The sequence below is a fragment of the Enterococcus sp. AZ084 genome (assembly GCF_051714905.1).
Taxonomy (GTDB): Bacteria; Bacillota; Bacilli; order Lactobacillales; family Enterococcaceae; genus Enterococcus_B; species Enterococcus_B pernyi.
On sequence record NZ_JBIOSS010000001.1, the window covers coordinates 2,075,446 to 2,100,084 of the forward strand.

Annotated in this window: 24 protein-coding genes and 1 riboswitch; of the genes, 7 read left to right on the top strand and 17 right to left on the bottom strand. The window is 38.7% G+C overall.

The features are described from left to right. Positions 1–303: 303 nt before the first annotated feature. On the bottom strand, positions 304–1,410 hold the full coding sequence (locus IGI79_RS09420; RefSeq protein ID WP_104776395.1) for a baeRF6 domain-containing protein: 1,107 nt from the start codon (positions 1,408–1,410) through the stop codon (positions 304–306). A 477-nt stretch (positions 1,411–1,887) separates the two neighbouring features. Between IGI79_RS09420 and IGI79_RS09425 the strand changes: the two genes are divergently transcribed. Together IGI79_RS09425 and IGI79_RS09430 are read left to right on the top strand one after the other, a co-directional pair. Further along, positions 1,888–3,195 (top strand): serine hydrolase, encoded by a 1,308-nt coding sequence (locus tag IGI79_RS09425; protein WP_062804932.1) that lies wholly within the window; start codon positions 1,888–1,890, stop codon positions 3,193–3,195. 335 nt (positions 3,196–3,530) lie between these two features. Then, on the top strand, positions 3,531–4,733 hold the full coding sequence (locus IGI79_RS09430; protein WP_438845896.1) for a YdcF family protein: 1,203 nt from the start codon (positions 3,531–3,533) through the stop codon (positions 4,731–4,733). A gap of 51 nt (positions 4,734–4,784) precedes the next feature. On the opposite strand, the gene IGI79_RS09435 is transcribed toward IGI79_RS09430, so the two are convergent. The 4 genes from IGI79_RS09435 to IGI79_RS09450 all read right to left on the bottom strand — a co-directional run bounded on the left by IGI79_RS09435 (position 4,785) and on the right by IGI79_RS09450 (position 8,528). Then, the gene (locus IGI79_RS09435) at positions 4,785–6,041 is read right to left on the bottom strand and encodes a voltage-gated chloride channel family protein (protein ID WP_065096285.1); all 1,257 of its coding nucleotides are present in this window, start codon (positions 6,039–6,041) and stop codon (positions 4,785–4,787) included. A 51-nt stretch (positions 6,042–6,092) separates the two neighbouring features. Then, positions 6,093–6,160, bottom strand: a riboswitch (Fluoride riboswitch). Positions 6,161–6,200: 40 nt separating this feature from the next. Further along, entirely contained in the window at positions 6,201–6,857 is a 657-nt protein-coding gene (locus IGI79_RS09440) for a FusB/FusC family EF-G-binding protein (RefSeq protein ID WP_065096284.1), read from the bottom strand. A gap of 282 nt (positions 6,858–7,139) precedes the next feature. Next, positions 7,140–7,643: an HD domain-containing protein gene (locus tag IGI79_RS09445; protein WP_010734969.1), complete on the bottom strand. Its 504-nt coding sequence runs from the start codon at positions 7,641–7,643 to the stop codon at positions 7,140–7,142. A gap of 123 nt (positions 7,644–7,766) precedes the next feature. Further along, a complete protein-coding gene (locus IGI79_RS09450; protein ID WP_108146304.1) occupies positions 7,767–8,528 on the bottom strand; it encodes a TrmH family RNA methyltransferase in 762 nt (253 codons plus the stop codon). Positions 8,529–8,636: 108 nt separating this feature from the next. Between IGI79_RS09450 and IGI79_RS09455 the strand changes: the two genes are divergently transcribed. Together IGI79_RS09455 and yidC are read left to right on the top strand one after the other, a co-directional pair. Next, positions 8,637–8,912 (top strand): acylphosphatase, encoded by a 276-nt coding sequence (locus IGI79_RS09455; protein WP_034687338.1) that lies wholly within the window; start codon positions 8,637–8,639, stop codon positions 8,910–8,912. 219 nt (positions 8,913–9,131) lie between these two features. Next, positions 9,132–10,070, top strand: a complete 939-nt coding sequence (yidC, locus tag IGI79_RS09460; RefSeq protein WP_065096282.1) for a membrane protein insertase YidC — start codon at positions 9,132–9,134, stop codon at positions 10,068–10,070. A 60-nt stretch (positions 10,071–10,130) separates the two neighbouring features. Here yidC and glyS read toward each other — a convergent pair whose 3' ends face one another. From glyS to IGI79_RS09500, 8 genes are all read right to left on the bottom strand, one after another. After that, positions 10,131–12,200 (bottom strand): glycine--tRNA ligase subunit beta, encoded by a 2,070-nt coding sequence (gene glyS, locus IGI79_RS09465; protein ID WP_438845897.1) that lies wholly within the window; start codon positions 12,198–12,200, stop codon positions 10,131–10,133. A 1-nt stretch (position 12,201) separates the two neighbouring features. After that, positions 12,202–13,119, bottom strand: a complete 918-nt coding sequence (glyQ, locus tag IGI79_RS09470; RefSeq protein WP_010734964.1) for a glycine--tRNA ligase subunit alpha — start codon at positions 13,117–13,119, stop codon at positions 12,202–12,204. Positions 13,120–13,494: 375 nt separating this feature from the next. Continuing rightward, entirely contained in the window at positions 13,495–14,298 is an 804-nt protein-coding gene (gene recO / locus IGI79_RS09475; protein ID WP_019724240.1) for a DNA repair protein RecO, read from the bottom strand. A gap of 404 nt (positions 14,299–14,702) precedes the next feature. Next, positions 14,703–15,602 carry a GTPase Era gene (era, locus tag IGI79_RS09480; protein ID WP_010734962.1) on the bottom strand — a complete coding sequence of 300 codons (900 nt, stop codon included), beginning with the start codon at positions 15,600–15,602 and terminating at the stop codon, positions 14,703–14,705. 13 nt (positions 15,603–15,615) lie between these two features. Then, on the bottom strand, positions 15,616–16,023 hold the full coding sequence (locus IGI79_RS09485; protein ID WP_029594236.1) for a diacylglycerol kinase family protein: 408 nt from the start codon (positions 16,021–16,023) through the stop codon (positions 15,616–15,618). Beyond that, positions 16,007–16,483 (bottom strand): rRNA maturation RNase YbeY, encoded by a 477-nt coding sequence (gene ybeY, locus IGI79_RS09490; RefSeq protein WP_010734960.1) that lies wholly within the window; start codon positions 16,481–16,483, stop codon positions 16,007–16,009. Before ybeY ends, IGI79_RS09485 begins: the two co-directional genes overlap by 17 nt. A 20-nt stretch (positions 16,484–16,503) precedes the next feature. Beyond that, positions 16,504–18,693, bottom strand: coding sequence for an HD family phosphohydrolase (locus IGI79_RS09495; protein ID WP_066025755.1), 2,190 nt, complete (start codon positions 18,691–18,693; stop codon positions 16,504–16,506). Between the two features lie 21 nt (positions 18,694–18,714). Beyond that, positions 18,715–19,686 carry a PhoH family protein gene (locus IGI79_RS09500; protein WP_010734958.1) on the bottom strand — a complete coding sequence of 324 codons (972 nt, stop codon included), beginning with the start codon at positions 19,684–19,686 and terminating at the stop codon, positions 18,715–18,717. Between the two features lie 369 nt (positions 19,687–20,055). Here IGI79_RS09500 and tnpA point away from each other — a divergent pair, with 369 nt between their 5' ends. After that, positions 20,056–20,460 (top strand): IS200/IS605 family transposase, encoded by a 405-nt coding sequence (gene tnpA, locus IGI79_RS09505; protein WP_104776402.1) that lies wholly within the window; start codon positions 20,056–20,058, stop codon positions 20,458–20,460. 16 nt (positions 20,461–20,476) lie between these two features. Beyond that, on the top strand, positions 20,477–21,619 hold the full coding sequence (gene tnpB / locus IGI79_RS09510; protein ID WP_438845898.1) for an IS200/IS605 family element RNA-guided endonuclease TnpB: 1,143 nt from the start codon (positions 20,477–20,479) through the stop codon (positions 21,617–21,619). Positions 21,620–21,903: 284 nt separating this feature from the next. On the opposite strand, the gene IGI79_RS09515 is transcribed toward tnpB, so the two are convergent. The 3 genes from IGI79_RS09515 to IGI79_RS09525 all read right to left on the bottom strand — a co-directional run bounded on the left by IGI79_RS09515 (position 21,904) and on the right by IGI79_RS09525 (position 23,146). Next, a complete protein-coding gene (locus IGI79_RS09515) occupies positions 21,904–22,350 on the bottom strand; it encodes a GatB/YqeY domain-containing protein (RefSeq protein ID WP_010734957.1) in 447 nt (148 codons plus the stop codon). Positions 22,351–22,376: 26 nt separating this feature from the next. Then, positions 22,377–22,553 (bottom strand): 30S ribosomal protein S21, encoded by a 177-nt coding sequence (gene rpsU, locus IGI79_RS09520; RefSeq protein ID WP_002356740.1) that lies wholly within the window; start codon positions 22,551–22,553, stop codon positions 22,377–22,379. A 164-nt stretch (positions 22,554–22,717) separates the two neighbouring features. Continuing rightward, positions 22,718–23,146 carry a Fur family transcriptional regulator gene (locus IGI79_RS09525; protein ID WP_438845899.1) on the bottom strand — a complete coding sequence of 143 codons (429 nt, stop codon included), beginning with the start codon at positions 23,144–23,146 and terminating at the stop codon, positions 22,718–22,720. Positions 23,147–23,237: 91 nt separating this feature from the next. Here IGI79_RS09525 and IGI79_RS09530 point away from each other — a divergent pair, with 91 nt between their 5' ends. Beyond that, on the top strand, positions 23,238–24,095 hold the full coding sequence (locus IGI79_RS09530; RefSeq protein WP_065095734.1) for a pyruvate, water dikinase regulatory protein: 858 nt from the start codon (positions 23,238–23,240) through the stop codon (positions 24,093–24,095). A gap of 228 nt (positions 24,096–24,323) precedes the next feature. Here IGI79_RS09530 and IGI79_RS09535 read toward each other — a convergent pair whose 3' ends face one another. Further along, complete coding sequence (locus IGI79_RS09535; RefSeq protein ID WP_010734954.1) at positions 24,324–24,623, bottom strand: ArsR/SmtB family transcription factor; 300 nt, start codon at positions 24,621–24,623, stop codon at positions 24,324–24,326. Positions 24,624–24,639 lie beyond the last annotated feature (16 nt).

Genomic DNA, 24,639 nt, shown 5'->3' on the forward strand with positions numbered 1-24,639 from the left:
TTTGAAACAAACTACCAAGATTACCGAACAAAAACTACATAGTTATTGTAGCACATTAATTACAGTTTAGCTAGTAAATTTTGAACTTTTTTTATTTTTTTTTCATTCTTTTGCTTATTTCTCCAAAAAAAACGAACGTTTTTAATTTACGCTTAAAAAAAATTCACTTTTCAACTTGATGATCTTCTGATCTTTCTCCCCTGAGAAATAAGAAAAAGCCACGAAATCAAATAAATGATCTACATGGCTTTTCCTTTCTTATAAAATGGATGATCAATCGGTTCTAGGTAATGTTCCTAGAGACTAATAACGCAATATCGCGGTCAAACTCTTTTCGTCAGGCGCATCTTTTTGATCCAAGATAAAGACTTGTCCGCCATTGGTGATCACATCATCAGCTAGTTGATTCAACACTTGTCGACGGTCGTACTCTGTTTCTGGGTCTTCACCAAATCCGTCAGCCAGATTAGAGGTTGCGATAAATAAGTGAGAAATCTTTCCCTCTTTCGCTGCTGGCACGATGTCCACTAGTTGATCCAAGAATTTTTTATCTAACAATTGATTGTAGCTACTTGCTTCCTTCGCTGCTAATTCTTCCGACAGTTTCTTTGCACCTGCTTCGATATCTTTTAAAGATAATTGGGCAGGTGAAGCTGAGATCGCTACATCTGAACGGTAATAAGGGTTTTTCGCCACTTTTTTGAACATTGTTTGATTTTCAGGCAAAGCATACAAGTACACAGGCCATTTTTCAGGATTATCCAAGCTGTCTTTAAGAAATTCATCGACCGCTTGATAATAATTGATCCAGTCAATTTCAACTTCTTCGTCTTTAGGATTCACCCCATGGAATGTTGAGCCTTCACTACCATTTGACGAGTAGTTGATACCTCCACCTGTCAACTCAGATCCTAAAGCTGTCACCACATCTGTAGGTGCTCCTTCGGGTAGATCAACTTCTTTTACTTGTTTGTTGCTTACTTCGTAAAGCTTCATTGAATCACGATTCAATCCCAGTAAATAATACGAGTAGTTAAAATGTCCATTTTTAATGATCGCTAATAAATAAGGTAGGTCACTTACATAATATTGATCATCTACTGCAATGCTCAAACGATGAACAATGGTACTTTCAGGAGACAAGATCACCGCGACACTCGCAGTGGCACTGCGCCAAAATGAAGCATCTTCTAGTAGTTGATCGATTTTTTTTTGAAAATTCGACCAATCATGCTCCGCATATTTCTTTTCAAAACGTTTTTTTGCTTCTTTTGCAAAGTTCTTGAATTTGATCTGATCTTTTTCCACATCTTGATGTGCAACGTGAGTGTTTAGCATAATAGTAATAAATGGTCCTTTGACACCTGCTGAAGTCAGTTGTGATAGTAACTCTCTATCCTTTTTCGCCATAAACGTACCCCTCCTAAAAAATCATTTCTTCAATACTACTAACTAAAGTCTACCACAACCATTTTTATCCATAAAACAAAATGGTCCCTAGACAAAAAATCGTTTACAATCCCATCTCTGACTAAGGATTGTTTTCTTCAACTATTCTTCAAAATTTCATCAATGATTCGTTACATTTCACAGCGAAATTATTCATACCTAACTGATAACATAGAGAAAAGTAGAAATCGAGGTGTTTATATGCAATTATTGATGATATTTAGTTTACTATGTATGACTGCTCTATTTGTATTCACTGCCTTTCGTCTAAATGAACCCGAGGCTCAACCTGTACGAGTCAAAAAGAATCAACGCTAACTATCCTCTTGTGTTCGTTTGGTTTATCTAAAGTTTTTTTCAGAAAGATTGAAACTACACACACTCTCTGATAAAATTTTAATTTGTAGCAAATCAAATTAGAAAACAAGGAGATTGGACATGGGCACTAAGAAAAAACATTTCGCTTTACTGTTGGCAACGCTTCTTTTGACGTTAGGATCATTCTTGCCAACTTTATCCGTACAGGCCGATGAAGCATTTTCTGTGAATTCCCAAGCAGCATTTGCTGTGGACGCAACAAGCGGAAAAATTTTATACGACCAAGACGGAGAAAAAACAATGGGGATCGCGTCAATCTCAAAAATCATCGGGTTGTACATCGTACTTGACCAAGTCAAAGAAGGAAAATTATCCTGGGATGATGAAGTGGCAATCTCCGATTATGCTGAAACCTTGAGTATCGCACCTAATTTATCGAATGTTCCCTTACATAAGGAGAATACCTATACTGTAAAAGAACTTTTTGACTCTGCTTTTATCCAATCAGCCAATGCATCAATGGTCGCTTTAGCTGAAAAGATCTCTGGTAGTGAAACAGCCTTTCTGACTGTCATGAATGACCAGTTAAAAGAATGGGGCATTGAAAATGCCACGATCGTCAATGTTTCTGGGTTGAACAATGTTTACCTCGGCGCAAATCGTCCAGAAGGTACTGGCGAAGCAGATGAAAATCAAATGTCCGCAAAAGACGTAGCGATCATCGCACGTCACCTGTTACTCGATTTTCCTGAGGTACTAGAAGTGACGAGTACTGCAACAAAAATGTTTGGTGAAAACACACAATCGCCGGTTGAAATGGTCAATTGGAATTGGATGCTTCCAGGTTTTATCAACTTCAAAGAAGGCGTTGATGGACTAAAAACTGGAACAACTGATTTTGCTGGGGCTTGTTTTGTCGGTACCATCGAACGAGACGGCAAACGCATCATTACAGTCATATTGAATGCGGAAGGTCATGAGCAAAACCCAAGCGTTCGGTTCACCGAAACGGCTCGCTTGATGGATTATTGCTATGATAACTGGTCAGTCAAAGAAATCGGTAAAGCAAATGCAAGCATTCCTTCACTCAAATCGATCGATGTGAAAAACGGAAAAGAAACTTCTGTCAATGTCGTACTAAAAAGCCCAGTCAGTGTCTGGGTCAGAAATGATATGGATACGGGTCAATTGACGATCACACCTAAGATCGATGAGACAAAAGTAAAGGATAACGAACTTGAAGCACCGATCGTTAGAGGCACAAAGGTTGGCACAGCCACTATCACTTTAGCTGATGATCAATTAGGTTACTTAGAAGATGGTGCCTCTCCAAGCACAGACATCATCACTGCTAGTTCGGTTGAAAAAGCGAATATCTTTGTGATTGGCTGGCGCAACGTCACTAATTTTTTCAGTAATCTATTCTAAATAAACATTCCAAAACGTTACATCAACTACTTACCCAAACAGTAAAAGCTGGCTCTTCTTCACGAATCGACGAAGCGCATTCAACCTTTACTGTTTGGGTATTTTTCTGCTTCTTACAGAAAATAAATGTATTTTCTATTTTTTCTTTTTTTATAACAGCATTTTTACAAATTTTTCGTTATACTGTATATGGTAGATTGTTACTTGTAGGGTTGGTCTATGAGGGGCGAGTAACACTATCAGTTCGTGTTGAATAATCATCACTAGTCTGCTAATCAGCTGTTTCCTTTTCATTCGCAGTGATGACTCCACGATTAGAAAAAGGAGTTGGTATTATGAATTTAACAAGAGATTTGATTTTTTCGATTCTCTATATCGTAGGGATGGTTGGGATCATCATCTGGCGCAGGAAACAAAAAGATCCCGCGTTATTCTTTTATTGTGGTACTTGGACATTCACATTGATGCTTACGTACTTCGTTGTATTAGAGATTTTTTATGCGAGTTTTTATTTCTTGATCCCTCTCGCTTTTTTCAGTATCTTTGCTTTTTTTTACTTCACCGAAAAAAGGCGACTACTGAATGGTTTGATTTTCAATTTATTTTTGATTAGTTTCGGCGCTTATTTATTACTCTTACTTTTTGAGACGCAGAATATCTTTATTGGTGGGATTTTTGCTTTGATTGCAGTACCAGCTTTATTGATTTTACTATTTGGCATATATATTTTGGTCGTCTTTCTCATTTGGAATGGCATCATCGTCTTAAAAAGAGAATCACGTTCATTAGCCAATCTTTTGACTTTACTGCTAGGGATTGCCTTAACGCTATATTTAATTGCCACTGTATTTTTAATCAACTACTTACCAGCGTGGATCAATGTTCTTCTTTCTGGTATAGCAGTCATCTTGATTTATCTGTTTATTGTCTTCTATAATTTTATGACTGTCTCTTTCTTATATCAGTTCAACCGACCACGTTATAACCAGAATTATATTATCGTGTTAGGCGCAGGCCTGATCAACGGGGAACATGTTTCTCCTCTTTTAGCCAAACGGATCGACAAAGCAATTGCTTTTTATTGGGCACAAAGTCATGCTACGCTCAATCCACCGATTCTTTTGATGTCTGGTGGTCAAGGTGCAGATGAAAAGTTACCAGAAGCAATTGCCATGAAAAACTATGCCTTAGAAAAAGGGATTCCGGAGCGGGACATTTTAGTTGAAACAAATTCAACAACCACTTTAGAAAATATGCGTTTCTCCAAAGAATTAATGGATCGTGAATCTGGTGGTGGCGCTTATCGTGCGATTTTCAGTTCAAATAATTACCACATTTTCCGTGCAGGACTCTTTGCGAAGCAAGCACAGTTAAAAGCCAATGGCATTGGTGCAAAAACAGCCTTTTATTATTTGCCGAATGCTTTTCTTAGAGAATATATCGCGATCTTGATGTTGCATAAAAAACGTCACATGATCGTATGTGGTATCATTCTTGGCCTGACTGCATTGTTAGCTTTGATCACACTTATTGCCTAAAAAAAAGAAGTTGCGTGTCATGCAACTTCTTTTTTTCTTTCAATCAGTAAACTATTCTCTCTGATCTTTATTCATTGGTAAAAATAAAATCCCTTTTTTGATCATTACTTTTTGTGCGGAATAGATTCCGTTATTTCCCGAACACATGAAACTGATCAAACAAATCATAAAAAAGAAACTAGCTGCTTCTCCTCCGAATAATTCGATGCCCATGACAAAACATGCAATGGGTGTATTCGTCGCTCCAGAAAACACACCGATAAATCCTAATGCAGCTAGAAAAGGAATCGAAACATGCAGGATGGGCGCTAAAGTTGCCCCTAGAGTTGCGCCAATCTCAAACAAAGGGGTCACTTCCCCACCTTGATAGCCAGCGCCTAAAGAAAGGACAGTAAATCCTAACTTACCGATAAAATCATAGGCATGTGCTTTTCCGGCAAACGCATCTTGCAATAAAGGCAAGCTAAGTCCTAAGTAGCGTTGTGTTTGTAAAATCAGTGCCACAACTACGACAATTCCTCCACCTATAAAATTTCTAGTGATTGGATGTTTGAACCATTTCAGATACCACTTTTTCAAAAAGACGATTGAACGACTAAAAACCCAACCAATAATCCCAAAAGCGATACCCGCCACCATCAGTTTGCCAAAGAGTGCTGGACTCCACCCTGGAATTTCCCCCATCTTATAATGGATATGTGTGACACCAATGCTTTCCGTTACGAAGTTAGCAAATAAAGCAGCAAAAAAACTGGGAAAGATCGCTTCTGTACGCATCTTTCCGATTGCTAGTACTTCAAGTCCAAACAATGTGCCTGCTAAAGGTGTCCCAAACACTGAACTAAATCCTGCACTGATCCCACTGATGACCAGCACCTCTCGCTCGATAGGACTCAATTTTAATCCCCTTGCTAGATTTTCAGCTAAAGCGCCACCCATTTGGACTGCTGTTCCTTCTCGACCGACAGAACCGCCAAAAAGATGCGTCGTGATCGTACCAAAAAGCGTTAAAGGAATCAATCGGAGCGGGATTTTTTCTTCCCCACCATTCCCTTGATCAATGACCAGATTATTCCCACGACTAGCATTCCCACCGTATCGTTGATAAAGAAACGCAAATAATGCCCCACTGACAGGTAATAGATACAATAACCAAGTATGTGCTTCTCGTAAATCCGTCACCACAGTTAAGCTATTTAGAAAAAAAGCGGAAAGTCCTCCCATTAGTACGCCTAAACAAGCAGTGATCACTAACCATTTCACCATATATGTCCCTATTTTGAATGGACTAAGTAACCGTTGATCCATTTTTCTATTCCTCCCCACAAAAAAAGCCTACTAAAAAAACGGATTCTCCGATTTTTAGTAGGCGTCATTAGTCATCTATCGATCGACATTTAAAGGCGAACACCATCACCTATTCATTTACAGAAAGTTTATCATACATTCTCAAGAAAAACAATGGCGCTATTTTTCTTTCTTCACGATGTCTGTAAATTCATAAAATGGTGCCAGCTTTACTAGTTGCTGATTGCACTGATCACTATCATGACAAATGTAATTTCCTTTTTTAGTATACGTGCCATCTGATCCTGATTTTGTCGTGGAAAGAAACATCGAAACACTCGAAGTCTTATGGCAAATCGCGCATACTCCTTTGATGATCGTCGGAGAAAGTGTGCCATGGACACCTTGTAGCCGCTCATCTGCATAATAAAGCAGATATTTCTTCTGTGTTCCTGGATCATTCCAGCCCACATAAGTATGCTCTTTAAGATCCAATGTTTGCCAATCTGGTTGTTTCAACTTTTTCACTTTTCGGAATATTTTTTCCACTTGGATTTTTGATGGTTGCTTGAATGGCGCAACATGTTCTTTTAAACGTTCGAGCAATTCTGTCGCTTTTTCTTTTTTCAAGTTTGTATCCATAACTTGCTTCACAAATGGTTCAAGTAAGGCAATTACTTGTGGATCATTTTCTACTACCTCATTGATTCGTTCTGTGGCTAATGCTTGAACGGTTGCGACAGTTTTTTTATCATTCACTGAATGATAGACATTTAACAGTTGCTCGATTTCTCGTTTGATAAAGAAATATTGATACGTTTTGATTGTTGTTTCCATGATTTTTTGAGTCCTTTCTTCTTTCAAAAGTAGCTACTTTGAAGAAAAAAGAGTCCTTCAACAAAGTTAGCTTAATAACTGAAGTCCTTGAACTCTGCTAAATAAGATACGTATGGCATCTTATCATCACCCCCTTTATGCTTTTTTCATCTATGTACATTCACCTAATAAAGAGTTAACCTTATAAATCTTATTTCGTCAACTACTTTCGCAAAAAAAAAAACAGTCAAAGGTTTCCCATGATCGGGACCTTCGACTGTTTCTGTTCGGCTGGTCAAATAGTTAGATCGACTGTTCTTTTCCAAAATATCGTTGCCATTTTTGTTTCATTGTATCCGTTACTGGTTGCGCCGCTTCTTTCACTGCACAATACTTGTCAACAAATGTCACAATATAGCTTTCTTTGTATTTTGGTGGAGCGATCGTTGCCCCCCACATATGTTTCAAGATGATGTCGCGCTCTAAATCAGAAAGTTCAGTAATCTTTTCTGCATTTTTCACAGCGATCCTAGGATGCACATACGCATGTGTGCCTTCATCAAATTTTGTTGTACGCCAGTCATAATAGAATAGGTCATGTAAAAGTCCTGCACGTGCAGTAGCTCTTGCATCTCCACCCCATTTTTTTGCTAATTTGTAACTGTAATAAGAAACACTGATCGAGTGTTCCAATCTTGTCGAATGTACATGTTGGATATAATCAGCTAATTTTTGTACTGCTTCTGTTTCTAATAGATCTTCGATATAAGACATGTATTCTTCGTCTTCACGCCATTTTTCTGTCATAATTTTCGATCTGCCACCTTTTTGAATTTCATTTATCGTTGAAATTGTACATAGTATATCATTCATGTTCGGAATATTCTAGTGAGGTTGATTAAAAATCCAAAAAGCTTAATAGTTCCTTAATCAAGAAGAAAGATGGTACAACAATATGCCGGTAGCTACGCCGACATTCAAAGACTCAGCATGGCCATTCATTGGGATATAGATATTTTTATCAGTTAGCGCCAATAATTCTGATCGCACCCCTTGCCCTTCATTTCCCATAATGATCGTATAATTTTTTGTTGGTACGACGGTTGGAAGAGAAACAGCTTCTTCATTGAGTTCTGTTCCGTATATCGCAAATCCTTTTTCTTTCAATTCAGGAATGAGCGCGTCTAACTCTTGTGAGATAACTGGTAAATGGTAATTGCTTCCCTGCATGCTTCTTAAAACTTTGGTGCTATAAATATCAGCTGAGCCTTTCCCTAAGATCACACCTGCTAAACCAAACGCATCTGCTGTTCGGATCATCGTTCCGACATTTCCAGGATCTTGGACATTGTCTAAAAGCAACCAGCCTCCTGTATCTATTGACACTTGGCTAACTTCTAGCGGCATCACTGCCACGATTCCTTGTGGTGTTGGTAGATCAGAGATCACCGCCATCACCTCATCAGTGACTAAAAAGCAATCCAATGCGTGTTGTTTGACCCATGTCCCCCATTCTGACCAGCCTCGTTCTGTCAGAAAGATCTCTTTAGGTATGACTTTGGCATTCACAGCTTCTTCGATCAAGTGAAACCCTTCAAGCAGGTACTCCTGTCCTTCTTCGCGGTGCTTTTTTTTATGTAATTTTTTTATTTCTTTGATTCTAGGATTTTTTGCTGATTGAATTTTTTTCACGTTTTCCACCTCACTTCATTATAGCATGGAATCAATCGTTGGGCTTGTTAGTTTTATAAAAAATCGTTATCATAAATTTATCAAATAGAGGAAAGAGTGGTGCTTCAAATGAAAAAAGTTAAAATGAATGTGCAAGGGCGTGTCCAAGGTGTAGGTTTTCGTTATATGACAAAAATAGTAGCTGATCAATTGGGCGTGACAGGAACAGTTAAAAACGAAGAAGATGGTTCGGTGACGATCGAAGCCGCTGGTGAGGAGGAAACCATCGATCAGTTCATCAAAGAAGTCAAGCAATCCCCTAGTCCCAGTGGCCGTGTCCAATATGTCGACTTGCAAGAACATCCGATGATGGAAGAACGAAAAAAATTTGATGTGATCGGCTAAATGTTTCTTCTTGAAAGCACATATGAAGAAAGTCGTTGTGGCCGTCTACTGGAAGATGATCGTTTCAATTCTCTGTTCTTTTATGTGCGCTTCCCTGTCCTTCCCATGATCGGCTAAACTTAAGGGAATTATTTGAATTTTCTATGAAGTTCATTGAATTATTCTCATATTTTTAGTATAGTTAAGCTTGTGTAAAAATTTTAAAAGAGGAAGTATTTTATGAATAAATGGAAAAATTGGTTACTAGGTTCTGGTCTTGTAACACTCTTACTTTTCTTATCTGGTTGTGTCAGAATGGATGCTGAAGGAAACCCTGATACATCTGGAATCGTCTATCGCGTATTAGTACAACCTATGGGACAAGCGATTACATATCTCGTGCAGAATTTCAACTGGTCATACGGTTGGGCTGTTATCTTGATGACTGTGATCGTACGAATCATCATTTTACCTTTAGGAATCAGTCAATCGAAAAAGACAATGATCCAATCTGAAAAAATGCAAGCATTGAAACCTCAAGTCAGTGCCGCCCAAGAAAAACTAAAAGCGGCAACGACCCGTGAAGAACAAATGGCTGCACAAGCAGAAATGCAACAAGTGTATCGCGAAAATGGGTTAAGTATGACAGGCGGAATCGGTTGTTTACCTTTATTGATCCAAATGCCGATCTTCTCAGCGCTGTACTTTACTGCTCGTTATACAGAGGGTATCCGTGAATCGACTTTTTATGGGATCGATCTAGGGAATCCAAGTTTGCTCTTAGTTGCGATTGCCGGGATTGCTTACCTGATCCAAGGGTATATCTCAACGATCGGTATTCCTGAAGAACAGAAAAAAACGATGCGCACTATGTTGATCGTTTCACCTGCGATGATCGTCTTCATGTCGATCAGTGCTCCTGCAGGAGTGACCCTTTACTGGGTAGTCGGTGGTATCTTTAGTTGTCTACAAACATTTATCACCAATGTGATCATGAAGCCACGCTTAAAAGCTCAAGTCGCAGAAGAATTAAAACAAAATCCACCGAAACAAGTCGTGACACCTCGCAAAGATGTGACACCTGAAGAAGCGACGAAACCAACGAAAAAAATCAATACACAAGCAACCAAGAAAAATGCTAACGGTCGAAATGCCGGTAAACAGCAACGTAAAAAATAAAAGGTTTGGGATGTTCGCATCCCAAACCTTTTTTTGTTTCAAGCTTTCACTTGATCCGTCTTATTTTGTAATGATTTGATCCAGACTAGCAATACTTAATGCCATGTCAGCAATTTGTTGCAACTGTGCTAAACGGTTGTTACGGACAGCTTCATCTTCGACCATGACCATCGTTTGATCAAAATACTGATCGATCACTGGTCTTAAGCTGACTAATTGCTCATAGTTCTCTTTAAGTGTACGTTCCGCAAACTGAGCTTTCACTTTCTCAACTGCTTCGTACAATGCTTGCTCTGCTTCATTTTCAAACAGGCTTGGATCAATCTCATTCGTTGTTCCTTCGGCTTTTTTCGCTAGATTCATCACACGCGTCAAAGCTTCCATCGATGGTTTGAAGTTTTCATCTTGCAAACGTTCCTTCAACAGACGTGCAGCGGCAAAAACGGTTGTCAAATTACTTTCCTTCGCATTCAAGACAGCATCGATCACATCGTGGCGAATGGCTTTTGTCATCAATCGTTGGCGCAAACGACCTTTGATAAAGTCGATTACATCAGTTCCTTGAACGAAAGCTAACCCGAAACGCTCTTGATTTTCATTGATTGCAGCATTCACTTCTTGTTGTAATTGTGCCAATGGGAAAGCCCATTGTTTTGCTTCAATGATCCGAACGATCCCATATGCTTGACGACGTAATGCGTAAGGGTCGTTTGAACCACTTGGCACCATTCCTACAGTAAAGAAAGAGAAAATACTATCTAATTTATCGGCAATGGCTAAGACTGCACCAATCGTCGTTTCTGGCAATTCACCTTCACTAGCGATCGGTAAATAATGTTCACGGATCGCTGTCGCAACCGCTGGATCTTCTCCATGCAACAACGCATATTTTTCACCCATGATTCCTTGAAGTTCTGGAAATTCTCCAACCATGTTCGTCACTAGGTCAAACTTATAGATTTCGCCGGCACGTTGTAATGCAGCTAGTTCTTCCTCCGATAAACCGACAGATTTACCGATAACAGATGCAATCACTTGCACACGTTGCATTTTTTCATAAATACTACCGATCTTTTCATGGAAAGTCACTGATTTCAACTTATTGACATAATGCTCGATTGGGAATTTTTTGTCTTCATTGTAAAAGAATTCCGCATCTTCTAAACGCGCAGTCAGTACTTTTTGGTTCCCACGAATAACGTTATCTAGCTTCACACGATCGCCATTTCGTACAGCGATAAAATGTGGTAAGAGTTGACCTTCGGCATTTCGAACATCAAAATAACGTTGGTGTTCCTTCATGGAAGTCACGAGTACTTCTTCCGGTACAGATAGATATTTTTCTTCAAAATCACCAGCAAAGACAGTTGGATACTCCACTAGATTATTGACTTCTTCAAGTAGGTCTTCATCAAAATCGATGTGCCAATCATTTTTTGTTGATAATTGAGTCGCTTGTTCCATGATCATTGCTCTTCTCTTTTGTGGCGAAGCAACTACAAATTGTTCAGATAGCTTTTCTTCATATTCTGCTGGATGAGCAAATGTCACATCTTCACCTAAGAAACGATGCCCACGAGAAGTACGTCCAGTTTTCACATCTAAAAATTCAAACGGGATCACTTCTTCTCCAAATAGTGCCACGATCCAATGAATCGGGCGAATATATTCAAAGTCAAAGGAAGACCAGTGCATTGTCACAGGGAATGTCATGCTTTTAATCACATCGATCAATCCTGTCAAGACTTCGATTGCCGGTTTACCTTGAGTATATTTCGTCACATAGACATATTCCACACCTTTGATTTCTCGGAAGGTGATATCGTCTGTCGTCAATCCTTGCCCACGAACAAATCCTTGAGCTGCTTTCGACCAGTTGCCTTCAGCATCTAATGCGATTTTTTTCGCTGGTCCCTTCACTTCTTCTTCACTGTCAGCCTGACGTTCTGGCACATTTGTTACTTTGATCGCCAAACGTCTCGGAGTCGAGAATGTCTCGATTGCATCGTAAGTCAATTGATTGTCCGTTAAAAACGCTGCTGTTTTTTCTTTTAATTGTTTCATGCTTGGTGTCACAACATGCGCTGGCATTTCTTCCAAGCCAATTTCTAATAATAAGTCCTTTGCCATCTTATTCACCTTCCTTAACAGTCGTTGGATTTTCTGATTGATTATTCAGCAATGGGAATCCAAGTTTTTCACGTTCTGCAACAAAGATTTTCGCCACAGATTTCGCCATGTTACGAATGCGAGCCAAGTAGCCAGCACGTTCAGTCACAGATACTGCACCACGAGCATCTAATAGATTGAAGGTGTGACTACATTTTAAAATGTAATCATATGCTGGATGGACCAGATTTTCTTCAATACAACGTTTCGCTTCTTTTTCAAAACGATCAAAATTACTTAATAATAATTCTTGATCACTCACTTCAAATGAATATTTTGAGTGTTCATATTCAGGCTGTTTGAAGATCTCGCCATATTTGACACCTGCTGACCATTCAAGATCATACACACTTTCCACTTCTTGGATATAAGAAGCTAAACGCTCTAACCCATAAGTGATTTCTGAAGTGACTGGTTTACATGGCAAACCGCCGACTTGTTGGAAGTACGTAAATTGCGTGATTTCCATGCCATCTAACCAGACTTCCCAACCAACACCGGCACACCCCATCGAAGGGTTCTCCCAGTTGTCCTCAACAAAGCGGATATCATGTTCTAACGGATCGATCCCTAACAAACGCAAGCTTTCCAAGTAAAGTTCTTGGATATTTTCTGGTGATGGCTTCATCACCACTTGGAATTGATGGTGTTGATATAACCGGTTAGGATTCTCACCATAACGACCATCAGCTGGTCGACGTGATGGCTCAACGTAAGCGGCATTCCAAGGTTCTGGACCGATTGCTCGTAAAAACGTGTAAGGGCTCATTGTACCTGCCCCTTTTTCTGTATCGTATGCTTGCATCAACATACAACCGTTCGATGACCAAAATTTTTGTAATGTCAAAATCATTTCTTGAACTGTTTGCTTCTTACTCATATAATTACCCCTTTCATCTTAACCAAGAATCAAAAATAGTAACAAAAAAAGTCCCTATGTTTGCGTAAACAAACATAGGGACGAATATCTTCGCGGTTCCACCCTACTTCCGAGCGAGTCGGCAGCTTCGTTGATCGTACTCACAAGTGCCTCTTCAAAAACCGTTAGCATTCGGCTCACACTCTCCCGAACTCGCTTGTGCCACTTGATTTTTTACTGATCTTGATCATCGTACGTATGTGATTATTGAATATCCTTCATAAATGACATTCGTCTATTGAAAAAACAATAGTTACTATCTAGGCTTTATAATAGACGTTAACCAAGTACTTTGTCAAATATTTTTGAAAAAAATCCATTGTTTCAAACAATTTTTCATTCTTCTGCAGGATTTTCTTTCGTTGCCTCATTGGTCGGTTTCATGATATGTTCCCAACTTTTCATTTGATCAATAAACTTTTTACTTTTCAAATGGATGCCTACGTATTCTTCGTATAACAGATCAATCAATTGGCGAATCTTTTGTTTGGTTTCTTCTTTGAGGTCGATCCCGCTGATGCGATCATACGAGATTGCTGAGAAGAGCCGTACGAAGTGAACTGCACGTGGGTCCGCGTGATACCGATGATGATCTAACTCCCAGTGATTTTCACATAAGACGCCACCATATTTGGATGAATAATCAAATTTTCCTTGCGTCTTTCCACACACTGCACAGTGGGTCCAAACTGGCGAGATCCCGAAACGTTGCAATAATTGGATCTCAAAAATATTCGTAATGATCTCTGGATCATCTCCTTGATCCATGCGTTGCAATGCTTGGTGTGTGAATTGAAATAGATTCGGATCATATTGCCGATCCTCGATCGCCGCATCCACTAAGTTCAACAAATAAGTCCCGTAACCGCTAAGAAAAATATCTTCTTGTATCTTACGAAACGAGTGGACATCTTTTACACTGTTTACAAAGGACAAGCCTTCATTATGAAAATGACCAATATAAATTGCTTCCGTAAAAGGCAACAATGCGGGTGCAATCGGTTGATTTTGACGATGGATCCCCTTGACATAAAACATCATTTTTCCTGCCGATTCTGTAAATATCTTGACTAATTTATCTTTTTCCTTGTAGTTGCGACTAGAAAGGATGATTCCTTTTGATTCTGCAAGCTGACTCATCGTCACCCCTCCTCTGACTTTAACGTAGATTGCTTTTTTAAATTGAAAAGAAGGAAAAAGTCATGCGAGCATACGTGAAGTCGAGATAAAAGTAACTATTACTTTTATTCCAGACTCTTAATTGCTTCCATGACTTAGTTGTCCTCTAACTTCTATAACTGGATAACCGGTGTTCAAGAAGCAGCACTTCAATAATAAGCCCATAAAATCAAAAAATATGAAAAGCTATTTTCTGATTTCCCAGCTTACTGCTCAGGTCATAGCACTTTTCTCACAACCTATGATAAACGGTGTTCGAAAGCCAGCTCCTTCAATAGTAAGGCGAAACGTGAAAAAATATGGAAAGCTATTTTCCCACGTTTCGCCTTACTATTCGGAGCTGACCGGCTTTCTCACAACCTTGTTTAATACTCGTCTTGACGATATCCAAAGTCTTGTAAATAGACTCGTTTATCTCGCCAGTCTTTTTGAACTTTGACCCAGAGCTCTAGAAAGACTTTGTCTCCTAATAGATTCTCAATGTCTCTTCGTGCTTTTGTTCCAATGTCTTTCAACATCTTACCGCCCTTACCGATAATGATTCCTTTTTGACTATCACGCTCGACGATGATCGTAGCTTGGATATGGATTTTATTATTCTCATTACGTTTCATCGTATCAATGACTACTGCGACTGAATGGGGTACTTCATCTCGTGTCAAAAACAAGACTTTTTCCCGAATCAATTCAGAAACGATAAAATACTCCGGATGGTCAGTGACTTGATCGTCTGGGAAATATTGCGGGCCTTCAGGCATTTCGTCCACTAAGACCTCCATCAAACGTTCGACATTGTTTCCTTCTGTCGCAGAGATCGGAACAACTTGGGCAAACTCCATTTGTGAGGAATAATCTTCAATGATCCCTAACAACTCATCTGGATGGACTTTGTCGATCTTATTGATCACTAAATATACCGGTGATTGGACATTTTTCAAGCGTTCGATGATGAAATCGTCGCCTTTTCCTCTTTTTTGATCGGCGCTGATCATGAACAATACCGCATCAACTTCACGTAAAGCACTATAAGCTGTTTCTACCATAAAATCGCCTAAGCGATGTTTGGGTTTATGGATTCCTGGTGTATCAATAAAGATCAATTGTGCTTCAGGAGTCGTATATACTCCTTGGATCTTATTTCTTGTCGTTTGCGCTTTATCACTCATGATCGCGATTTTTTGACCAACGATCCGATTGAGCAACGTCGATTTACCAACATTTGGTCGTCCGACGATTGCTACAAATCCAGATTTATGTTCTGACATAATTACTCTCCTTTTAATTAAAAAACAGTTGATAGATTTTTGGACCAAATAAGATGATCCCCACGATTACAGCGAAGCAAGCAGTCAATAACACTGCCCCAGCTGCCATATCTTTGATTTTTTTTCCAATGGGATGAAAATGGAAGTCTGTGAACATATCCACTACATTCTCAAAAACAGTGTTCATGATTTCGACGATCCATACGAGAAAGACTGAAAGGAGCAACCATAGCCACTCCATCCGATCCAATTGAAAGATGAACCCCATGATCAGAGCAATGATCCCAAGAGCCACATGTTTCTTCATATTTCGTTCTTCATCAAAAACGGTTTTGACTCCTTGTAAAGCAAACTCCACTGACATCAAAAAATGTTTGTTTTTATCTACTTTTTGTTCTTCTCTTTTATCTTTTAAGTCCATAAGCATCTAAAATCTCTTTCTGTAAGCCAAACATTTCCGCTTCATCTTCAGGTGTCATATGGTCGTAGCCGTTGATGTGTAAAAATCCATGGACGGCTAAGAAGCCTAGTTCGCGATCATAGGAGTGACCATATTCTTCAGCTTGTTCTTTTGCCCGATCGATTGAGATCATGATATCTCCCAATACACGAGGCATTGGCTCATCGTCCTCTTCAAAAATGACTGGGATCTCGTCTTCACCTTCATCTTCTAACGCAAAACTGATCACATCTGTTGGTGCGTCTTTGCCACGGTACGTACGATTGATTTCTTGGATAGACGGATTATCCATGAAGGTCACCGACATTTCCGTCTCATCTGATAAAGAAAGTTTTTTTGCCGCAAATTGAAGCAATTCTTCAATTTCTTTGATTTTCGTTTCAGATACAGTGTTTGTTTCATCGATAAATGTAATATCCATTAGTCATCGCTTCCTTCTTGCTATTCTTTTTCTTGTTTCATTTTTTCTGCTTCAGACTTCATCTTAGGGTATTTGATCCTTGAATGGAAGGTACTGCTCAATCCACTAACAAGAGATTTTTCAACTTTGCGGATTTCTTTGAGTGTCAATCCACTATCATCAAGCTGACCGTCAGAAATCCGTTCTTCAATCAAATTATGCACAAAAGCTTCGATTTTCTCACTGGTTGGATGATCCATTGCTCGCACAGCGGCTTCGCAACTATCCGCAATATTGACGATCCCAGCTTCCCGTGTTTGCGGTCTAGGGCCAGGGTAACGGAATTGTTCCTCTGTTACTTCGGGATTACGTTCTTTTGCTTTGATATAGAAATAACGCATCAAAGTCGTCCCATGATGTTGCTTGCAGATATCGATCACCATTTGTGGCATATCGTACTCTTCTAAAATCTTCGCACCGTCTGTCACATGCCCAAAAATAATTTGTTTACTATCTTCAGGAAGTAAAAAGTTATGGGGATTTTCCGCACCAGAAGGTAAGTTCTCTACGAAAAAGCTGGCATGTTTGATTTTGCCGATGTCATGGTAATAACAAGCCACACGTGTCAACAATGAACGCCCACCGATTTCAGCAACTGCATTCGCACTTAGATTCGCAACCATCATACTATGATGATACGTTCCCGGTGCTTCTTCTAGCAATTGCTTCAATAATGGATGGTTTGGGTTACTCAATTCATTTAGAACGATCACACTGTCGTCATTCACTAATAGCTCAATATAGGGGTGCAGACCAATCGTCAGTAAATACGACAGAAATGCGCCCATGAAGCCACATACAAGTGTTAACCAAGTGGTGCCATCACTGAAGCTCATGCCTTGATAAACCACTAAAACGACATCCATCAATAACGGAAAGACAACGACCCACATGATTGCTGGGAACCATTGTTCTGAAATACGTTGCCGTTTTAAAATTGCTGCTAAAAAGCCGGCAAATAGGTACGAGACCAAAATCACAGTCAAGAAATTCGTACCGATCGAATTGTAAAAAATGAATAGCGCTGAAACTGCTTGGAATAACGCAGCCATGATACCCGCTCTTCGATTCAAGAAAAAGTTTAAGACAAGCGGTACAAACGCTGCTGGGTAAAGTAACGGAATATACGTCGCTTGCTCTGTTTGAAAGACTTGGAAAAATTTCATCAATAAAATACTGATGGACATCGCTGTTACGTAGAAAAGAATATACTCTGTTCGTTTGAATAGATCTTTATACTGTAGTGAATTGTAGAATAACACACCAATTTGCAATAATACCGCTAGAATCATAGCGACAAGAGGAAAAATCGAAGTAGATTGACTCGTCAAACCTAACAACTCTAATTTTTTCATAGCAGCTGCATCGATTTGATTCCCTTCACGAACAATGATTTCCCCTTGGAAAATCATGACGGGTTGGATGGAGTCACGTGCCTCTTGCTTCAACTCTTCTGTTCGTTTTTCATTTAGCACATCATTCACAACAATGCCCTGATCGACTAAATAACGGATCATTTCTTGTTGTTCTGCCGAAACATTCAAATACTGGATCTTATCCTCTGCTTCTTGTTTGAAATTATCTAAATCGCTTTCTCGAACTTGCTTACTCATTTGTTCGTCAATCAATTTCAAGCTTTCATCACGAACCGTCGTAATCTCGCTTTCTGACATATTCATGATCGTTGAGTAAAAACTATTTGGTAATTTTTGGTAAAACGCGACATCATCCGCATTTGAACTTTCGAATATTCGTTTCAATGCGGCTATCCGTTCTTCTACTGTTGGCTTTGGAACATTTTCATCTTCTTTTGCCTTACTGACTTTTTCTTCGTATTGTTTGTCGATCGTGTCATTCGCACGATCGATCAAAACAAACAGTTGATTGATCCGACGATCTTGTTCCGAAGCTAGGTCACTTTGGTAGGTGTACTCAGGTGTCACTGCTTCAGCTGCTAATTTCCTTTTTTGTTCGGTTTCTTCCGTGTTCTCAATCGTTTTATTGGCACGGATACTTTCTTCCGCTACTTGTCCCTCTCTAAAATCATTGGGCTTTTGCTTCACGCTGCTAAACGTGATCCCACACATCAATAGAAAGAAAAGCAATAAGAGAAAAGGTGCTGCAGCTTTCCCTAATTTCGCTTGAAGCTGCTGCAATATTTTGTTCAACATGTGGTAATCCTCCTAAAAAAGCTATTCTTGATGAAGATCCGCTTTTTCATAAGCTTTGATGATTTCTGCCACGACAGGGTGACGAACGACATCACTAGCTTCAAAATTCACAAAATCGATTTTTTTGATTTGTTTGAGTGTTCGTTCTGCATGAATCAATCCACTCATTGTCCCTTTTGGTAAATCGATTTGGCTCGTGTCCCCATTGACGATCATTTTTGACTGATAGCCAAGCCGAGTCAAAAACATTTTCATTTGGGCGACTGTTGTGTTTTGCGCCTCATCCAAAATCACAAAGGCATCATCTAACGTTCTACCACGCATATATGCAAGTGGTGCAATCTCGATGATTCCTCGCTCCATCAAACGATTGGTATGATCCAAACCAAAAATCTGGTACAGTGCATCATAAACTGGTCGTAAATATGGATCGACTTTTTCCTTCAGATCTCCAGGTAAGAATCCAAGATTTTCACCTGCTTCGACGGCTGGACGAGTCAAGATGATTTTTTGGACTTCGCCTTTCTTTAAGGCAGCAATCGCTAATACGACAGCCAAAAATGTTTTCCCAGTACCAGCTGGTCCTACGCCAAAGACCACATCATGTTTGGCGACAGAATCGACGTATTTTTTTTGTCCGCTGTTTTTGACACGAATCGGTTTGCCATTGCGATCTTTGACGATCTCTTGTTCATACATCTCAACAAAATAATCCAATGTCCCTTTTTGGGCCATTTTTAGTGCAGTGACCACATCAGGCATGCTGATATGGATCCCTCGTTTGATCAATTCTTGTAACGTTCGGATCACGGAAGCAGCTAAAGAAATATCGGTTTCTTCTCCGATGATCTGGATTACTTCGCCTCTTGTGTGAATCGTCGTTTCAGTTGTTTCTTCGATCAGTTTGATATGTTTATCATGTGACCCTAAAAGCATACTGATATCATCAGTTGCTGTTAATCTAATATCCAAAGAACTAGACGCTTCTGTCAAAAATAGACATCTCCTTTATTTCAAATCGTTCTTACCTATTCTACCATAATCATGAAAAACTATATAGCGAATAAAATGAGACGACTTGAGAAAAAAGTTTTAATTTGGATTACTGAGACAAAACGTTCTTCAACTAAAACAACCTAATCATTTAGTAACTAGCAGAGATACCTGACTTTGAACATCAGTTGTCCGATTTATTTTAACTTAATTCAGGCAGAAGTCGCCCATCCTCTATAGGTGGGTGATGAATGCCGTTCAGTATGAGGGTTACCGTTGGTAACTCGAAAACCGACATATAAGGCATATTGCCTTTTTATTTTGTACTATGGTATAATCAGTCTATATAAGAAATGAGCTGATATAACAATGGAACTAGATACTAATAATCATTCAGTGTTTCTTCTCTATTATCATCTTGTACTGGTAACTAAATACCGTAGACAAGTGATTGATGATGAAATATCTGAATTTGCTAAAATAACTTTTGTACGAATTGCAGAGTCACATCACATCACTCTCGTTGAGTGGAATCATGAGAAAGATCATGTTCATATTATGTTCAAAGCACAGCCAAAAACAGAGCTGACGAAGTTCATCAACGCTTATAAAAGCGCTAGTTCACGCTTGATAAAGCGTGACTATCCTAGAGTAAAACAATATCTTTGGAAAGAAATGTTTTGGTCTAAAAGTTTCTGCCTGTTGACAACTGGTGGCGCACCAATTGATGTCATCAAAAAGTATATTCAGAATCAAGGTAATAACCACAAATAGAGAGTAGGTGAGTCTTATGGAGCGACTAAAAGCATATAAATTCAGAATTTATCCAACAGAAGAGCAGGAAATTTTCTTTGCTAAGTCTTTTGGTTGTGTCCGTAAGGTCTACAATCTAATGCTTGATGACCGAATGAAAAATTATGAAGAAACTAAAAATGATTCTTCTACAAAAATGAATTTTCCAACACCAGCTCAATATAAGAAAGAATTTCCGTTTTTGAAGGAAGTAGATAGCCTTGCTTTAGCGAATGCACAACTTAATTTAGATAAGGCATATAAGAATTTTTTTAGAGATAAATCCGTTGGGTTTCCTCGATTCAAAAGTAAGAAGAATCCTGTACAAAGCTATACTACTAACAACCAAAAAGGAACAGTAGCTTTGATTGATAATAAATTCATCAAAGTTCCTAAGTTGAAGTCTTTAGTCAAGATTAAACTCCATAGACAACCTAAAGGAATTATCAAATCTGCCACAATCTCACGTCATCCAAGTGGTAATTACCATATTTCTTTGTTGTGTAAAGAAGAAATAGTTGAACTTCCTAAAAACGATTCTTCTATTGGAATTGACCTTGGTATAACTGATTTTGCCATTCTTTCTGACGGTCAAAAGATTGATAATAATAAGTTCACGTCAAAAATGGAAAAGAAACTAAAGCGTGAACAACGTAAGTTGTCAAGACGTGCATTATTAGCTAAAAAGAAAGGTGTCAATCTCTTTGAAGCCAAAAACTATCAAAAACAAAAACGAAAAGTAGCGCGGCTACATGAAAAAGTAATGAATCAGCGCAACGACTTTCTAAACAAGTTAAGTACAGAGATTATCAAAAATCACGATACTATCTGTATTGAAGACTTAAATGCAAAAGATATGTTACGCAATCATAAATTAGCTAAAAGTATTTCTGATGTATCGTGGTCTAGTTTTGTAACTAAACTACAATACAAAGCTGACTGGTATGGATGTGAAATCATCAAAGTAGATAAATGGTTCCCATCTAGTCAACTCTGTTCGGCTTGTGGTCATCAAGATGGCAAGAAAACGCTCGAAATACGAGAATGGGCTTGTCCAGTTTGTCATGCTCATCATGACCGAGATATAAACGCAAGCATCAATATTCTCACCGAAGGTCTCCGAATAAAACAATTAGCTTAGATAAAATCAAGAACCGTAGGAACTACGGGTATAGCTTGGTAAATAAGAGACACCGCTGTTAGTAAAGAAATACACTATCAAGTATGCTCTATTCCCAAGAAGCTCCCACTTCAAGCGTTAAGAACCGTCAGGTTTAGCTAAGTGGTGAGTAGTTCACTCTATGAATCTTTTGCGAAGTAACAACAAATGTTTTTAAACAAAAAAATATTGATCAAAAAACTATTCTTTTAATGAACACAAAAAAACTACGGACACTTTCGCGTCCGTAGTTTCGTTTGCTAAGATTAAGACTGCAATAGTTCTTTTACGATAGCATTTACTTGATTTCCATCAGCTTTTCCTTTGACTTTAGGCATGATAACTCCCATGACTTTACCAAATTCTTTTGCTGATGAAGCACCTGTTTGCGTGATCGCATCTTGAACAAGTTGTCGAATTTCTTCTTCAGAAAGTTGCTCTGGCATATACTTTTCGACTATCACAATTTCACTTTTCACTTTTTCAGCTAAATCGTCACGTCCAGCTTCCTCGAATTCATGCAAAGAATCACGGCGTTGTTTCATTTCGCGAGACAACACTGTTAGTTCTTCTTCTTCTGTCAAGTCGTGACCTTCTTTAATTTGCTCGTTTTGTATAGATGACTTGATCATACGAATCACCTGTAAAGATTCTTTATCTTTAGCTTTCATCGCTGTCTTCATGTCATCGTTCAATCTACTTAGTAGTGACACACTACCAACTCCAATTCATCAAAGAACTAGAATTTTTTGCGTTTTCTAGCTGCTTCAGATTTTTTCTTACGCTTTACACTTGGTTTTTCGTAGAATTCACGTTTACGAGATTCTTGTAAAGTACCCGCTTTTGACACGGAACGTTTGAAGCGACGAAGAGCATCGTCAAGTGATTCGTTTTTGCGAACGACTGTTTTTGACATATTAATTCCCTCCCTCCGAGCTTAAAAAGTAACCGTAATTGTTATTGAAATGTTAATCTCAAGAAACAAGACTGTTCTATAAACATTATAGCTAAAGCAGTTTTGACCGTCAAGAGAATCTTATGATTTTTTTTAATAATCACCTGTTATTTTATTGAAAATTATTATTGACAGCTCTCACAGCGACCAAATATCTCAAAGCGATGTTCTTCAATGGTACACCCACTGAGTTGTTCTTCAAAATAATTCATTGGGCACATATGGATTTCTTTTGTCGTCCCACAAACGGTACATATGAAGTGGTGATGATGCCCAATCTCGCCTTGACAACAATGAAAACGGAATTTCATTTCTCCATTTAGATCCGTTTCTTCCAAAAGATCTAACTCTGAAAAGTCATGTAAATTACGATAGATCGTATCATAGCTGACTCCTTTAAATTCCTGACTCATATAGTCAAAGACTTCTTTTGCAGAGACGTAACGATTTCGTTTGATTAAATATGCGAGTAATGCTTCTCGCTTTTTCGTGTATTTGAACCCGTTATTTTTCAATGTTTCTAAAGATTGTTCGATCAATGTTTGTTTATTCATCATTATCCCCCAAATCAAAATGATTACGAAGTATGTACACTCGAGTATGGTATAATAAACCTAAAAAAAAAGCAAGCGAGGTTTTTTATTTATGACTGCCGAATCAAATGAAGTCGTCACCTTTTTTGTCATTTCAGACTCTGCAGGTGAAACAGCAACAAAATTAGCCCAAGCCACAATGGCGCAATATCCATCCATCGAATTTAGTTTATTTCGACGAACTTTTGTGACTGATCCAGAGACGTTGCAACGCGCACTAAATGATGCATTGTCAGAACAAGCATTAGTTCTCCATACATTGATCAACCAAGAATTGGTGGATTTAACAAATGACTTTTGTCAAAAAAACAAATTATACAGCTTTGATGTATTAACCCCGCCAATTGCAGAAATCGAGCGCTTGACTGGCATCAAACCGACACGTCAACCAGGGGCACTTCACTTATTGAATGAAAATTATTTCAAACGAATCAAAGCGATGGAGTTTGCGGTGAAATATGACGACGGAAAAGATCCTCGAGGTTTTTTGGAAGCCGATGTCGTCTTACTTGGTGTTTCCAGAACTTCTAAAACACCGTTAAGTTTGTTTTTAGCCAATAAAAATTTAAAAGTAGCAAATCTCCCACTGATACCTCAAGCACATATCCCTAAACAATTGTGGGAAATCGATCCGAAGAAGATTGTTGGATTAACAAATAACCCTGATATTTTAAATAACATTCGTAAAGAACGCATGCGTTCATATGGCCTGAATCCAGATACTGCGTACTCCGATATCGAAAAAATTCGTGCAGAATTGGAATTTGCCAATGAACTTTATGAAAAATTAGGGTGTGTCGTCATCAATGTTGCTTCTCTTTCCATTGAAGAAACAGCATCATTGATATTGAATGAGTTAGAGCTGGAAGACCATAGCTATTACGGCACAGAAACTTCGGAAGAGAAATAGCTTTTTATTATCTTTTTAAATGATAAAAATAGGAGTTGATCGAGGTCGTAACAGAAGTGTTCAACCTCGAGAAATAAGGCGCCATCCACGAAAATTGTTCTTCAAATTTTTGTGGATGGCGCCTTATTTCCGAAGTGGTTACTTCTGTTCCCGCCGTTTATTCGGTTTTAGGTGGTACAAGAGGACCGATGTCCCAGACACTTTCAAATCCTTTTTTAATGACTTTAGTTAGCTTTTTTGATGCTCTACATGCTTGATCGTTTGTTCTAAAATATCTAATACATGAAAGTCATCCAAACTGTAAAGGATCGTTTTTCCTTCACGTCGTGATTTCACCACGTGGTTTTCACGTAACAACCGTAATTGATGAGATACAGCCGATTGTTCCATTTGAACAGATTGACTGATCGACGTCACATTTTTTTCTCCATCTTTTAAATAAAGTAAAATATTCAAACGTGTCGGATCACTTAATACCTTGAATAATTGACTCACTTTTTCTACTTTAATGTTTTGATTCCCCGACAAACGATTCACCTCCAAA

Excerpts from the sequence above, each read along its gene's own strand:
- IGI79_RS09420 (WP_104776395.1), bottom strand. The coding sequence starts at position 1,410 with ATGGCGAAAAAGGATAGAGAGTTACTATCACAACTGACTTCAGCAGGT.
- IGI79_RS09425 (WP_062804932.1), top strand. The coding sequence starts at position 1,888 with ATGGGCACTAAGAAAAAACATTTCGCTTTACTGTTGGCAACGCTTCTT.
- IGI79_RS09430 (WP_438845896.1), top strand. The coding sequence starts at position 3,531 with ATGAATTTAACAAGAGATTTGATTTTTTCGATTCTCTATATCGTAGGG.
- IGI79_RS09435 (WP_065096285.1), bottom strand. The coding sequence starts at position 6,041 with ATGGATCAACGGTTACTTAGTCCATTCAAAATAGGGACATATATGGTG.
- IGI79_RS09440 (WP_065096284.1), bottom strand. The coding sequence starts at position 6,857 with ATGGAAACAACAATCAAAACGTATCAATATTTCTTTATCAAACGAGAA.
- IGI79_RS09445 (WP_010734969.1), bottom strand. The coding sequence starts at position 7,643 with ATGACAGAAAAATGGCGTGAAGACGAAGAATACATGTCTTATATCGAA.
- IGI79_RS09455 (WP_034687338.1), top strand. The coding sequence starts at position 8,637 with ATGAAAAAAGTTAAAATGAATGTGCAAGGGCGTGTCCAAGGTGTAGGT.
- yidC (WP_065096282.1), top strand. The coding sequence starts at position 9,132 with ATGAATAAATGGAAAAATTGGTTACTAGGTTCTGGTCTTGTAACACTC.
- glyS (WP_438845897.1), bottom strand. The coding sequence starts at position 12,200 with ATGGCAAAGGACTTATTATTAGAAATTGGCTTGGAAGAAATGCCAGCG.
- glyQ (WP_010734964.1), bottom strand. The coding sequence starts at position 13,119 with ATGAGTAAGAAGCAAACAGTTCAAGAAATGATTTTGACATTACAAAAA.
- recO (WP_019724240.1), bottom strand. The coding sequence starts at position 14,298 with ATGAGTCAGCTTGCAGAATCAAAAGGAATCATCCTTTCTAGTCGCAAC.
- era (WP_010734962.1), bottom strand. The coding sequence starts at position 15,602 with ATGTCAGAACATAAATCTGGATTTGTAGCAATCGTCGGACGACCAAAT.
- IGI79_RS09485 (WP_029594236.1), bottom strand. The coding sequence starts at position 16,023 with ATGGACTTAAAAGATAAAAGAGAAGAACAAAAAGTAGATAAAAACAAA.
- ybeY (WP_010734960.1), bottom strand. The coding sequence starts at position 16,483 with ATGGATATTACATTTATCGATGAAACAAACACTGTATCTGAAACGAAA.
- IGI79_RS09495 (WP_066025755.1), bottom strand. The coding sequence starts at position 18,693 with ATGTTGAACAAAATATTGCAGCAGCTTCAAGCGAAATTAGGGAAAGCT.
- tnpA (WP_104776402.1), top strand. The coding sequence starts at position 20,056 with ATGGAACTAGATACTAATAATCATTCAGTGTTTCTTCTCTATTATCAT.
- tnpB (WP_438845898.1), top strand. The coding sequence starts at position 20,477 with ATGGAGCGACTAAAAGCATATAAATTCAGAATTTATCCAACAGAAGAG.
- rpsU (WP_002356740.1), bottom strand. The coding sequence starts at position 22,553 with ATGTCAAAAACAGTCGTTCGCAAAAACGAATCACTTGACGATGCTCTT.
- IGI79_RS09525 (WP_438845899.1), bottom strand. The coding sequence starts at position 23,146 with ATGAATAAACAAACATTGATCGAACAATCTTTAGAAACATTGAAAAAT.
- IGI79_RS09530 (WP_065095734.1), top strand. The coding sequence starts at position 23,238 with ATGACTGCCGAATCAAATGAAGTCGTCACCTTTTTTGTCATTTCAGAC.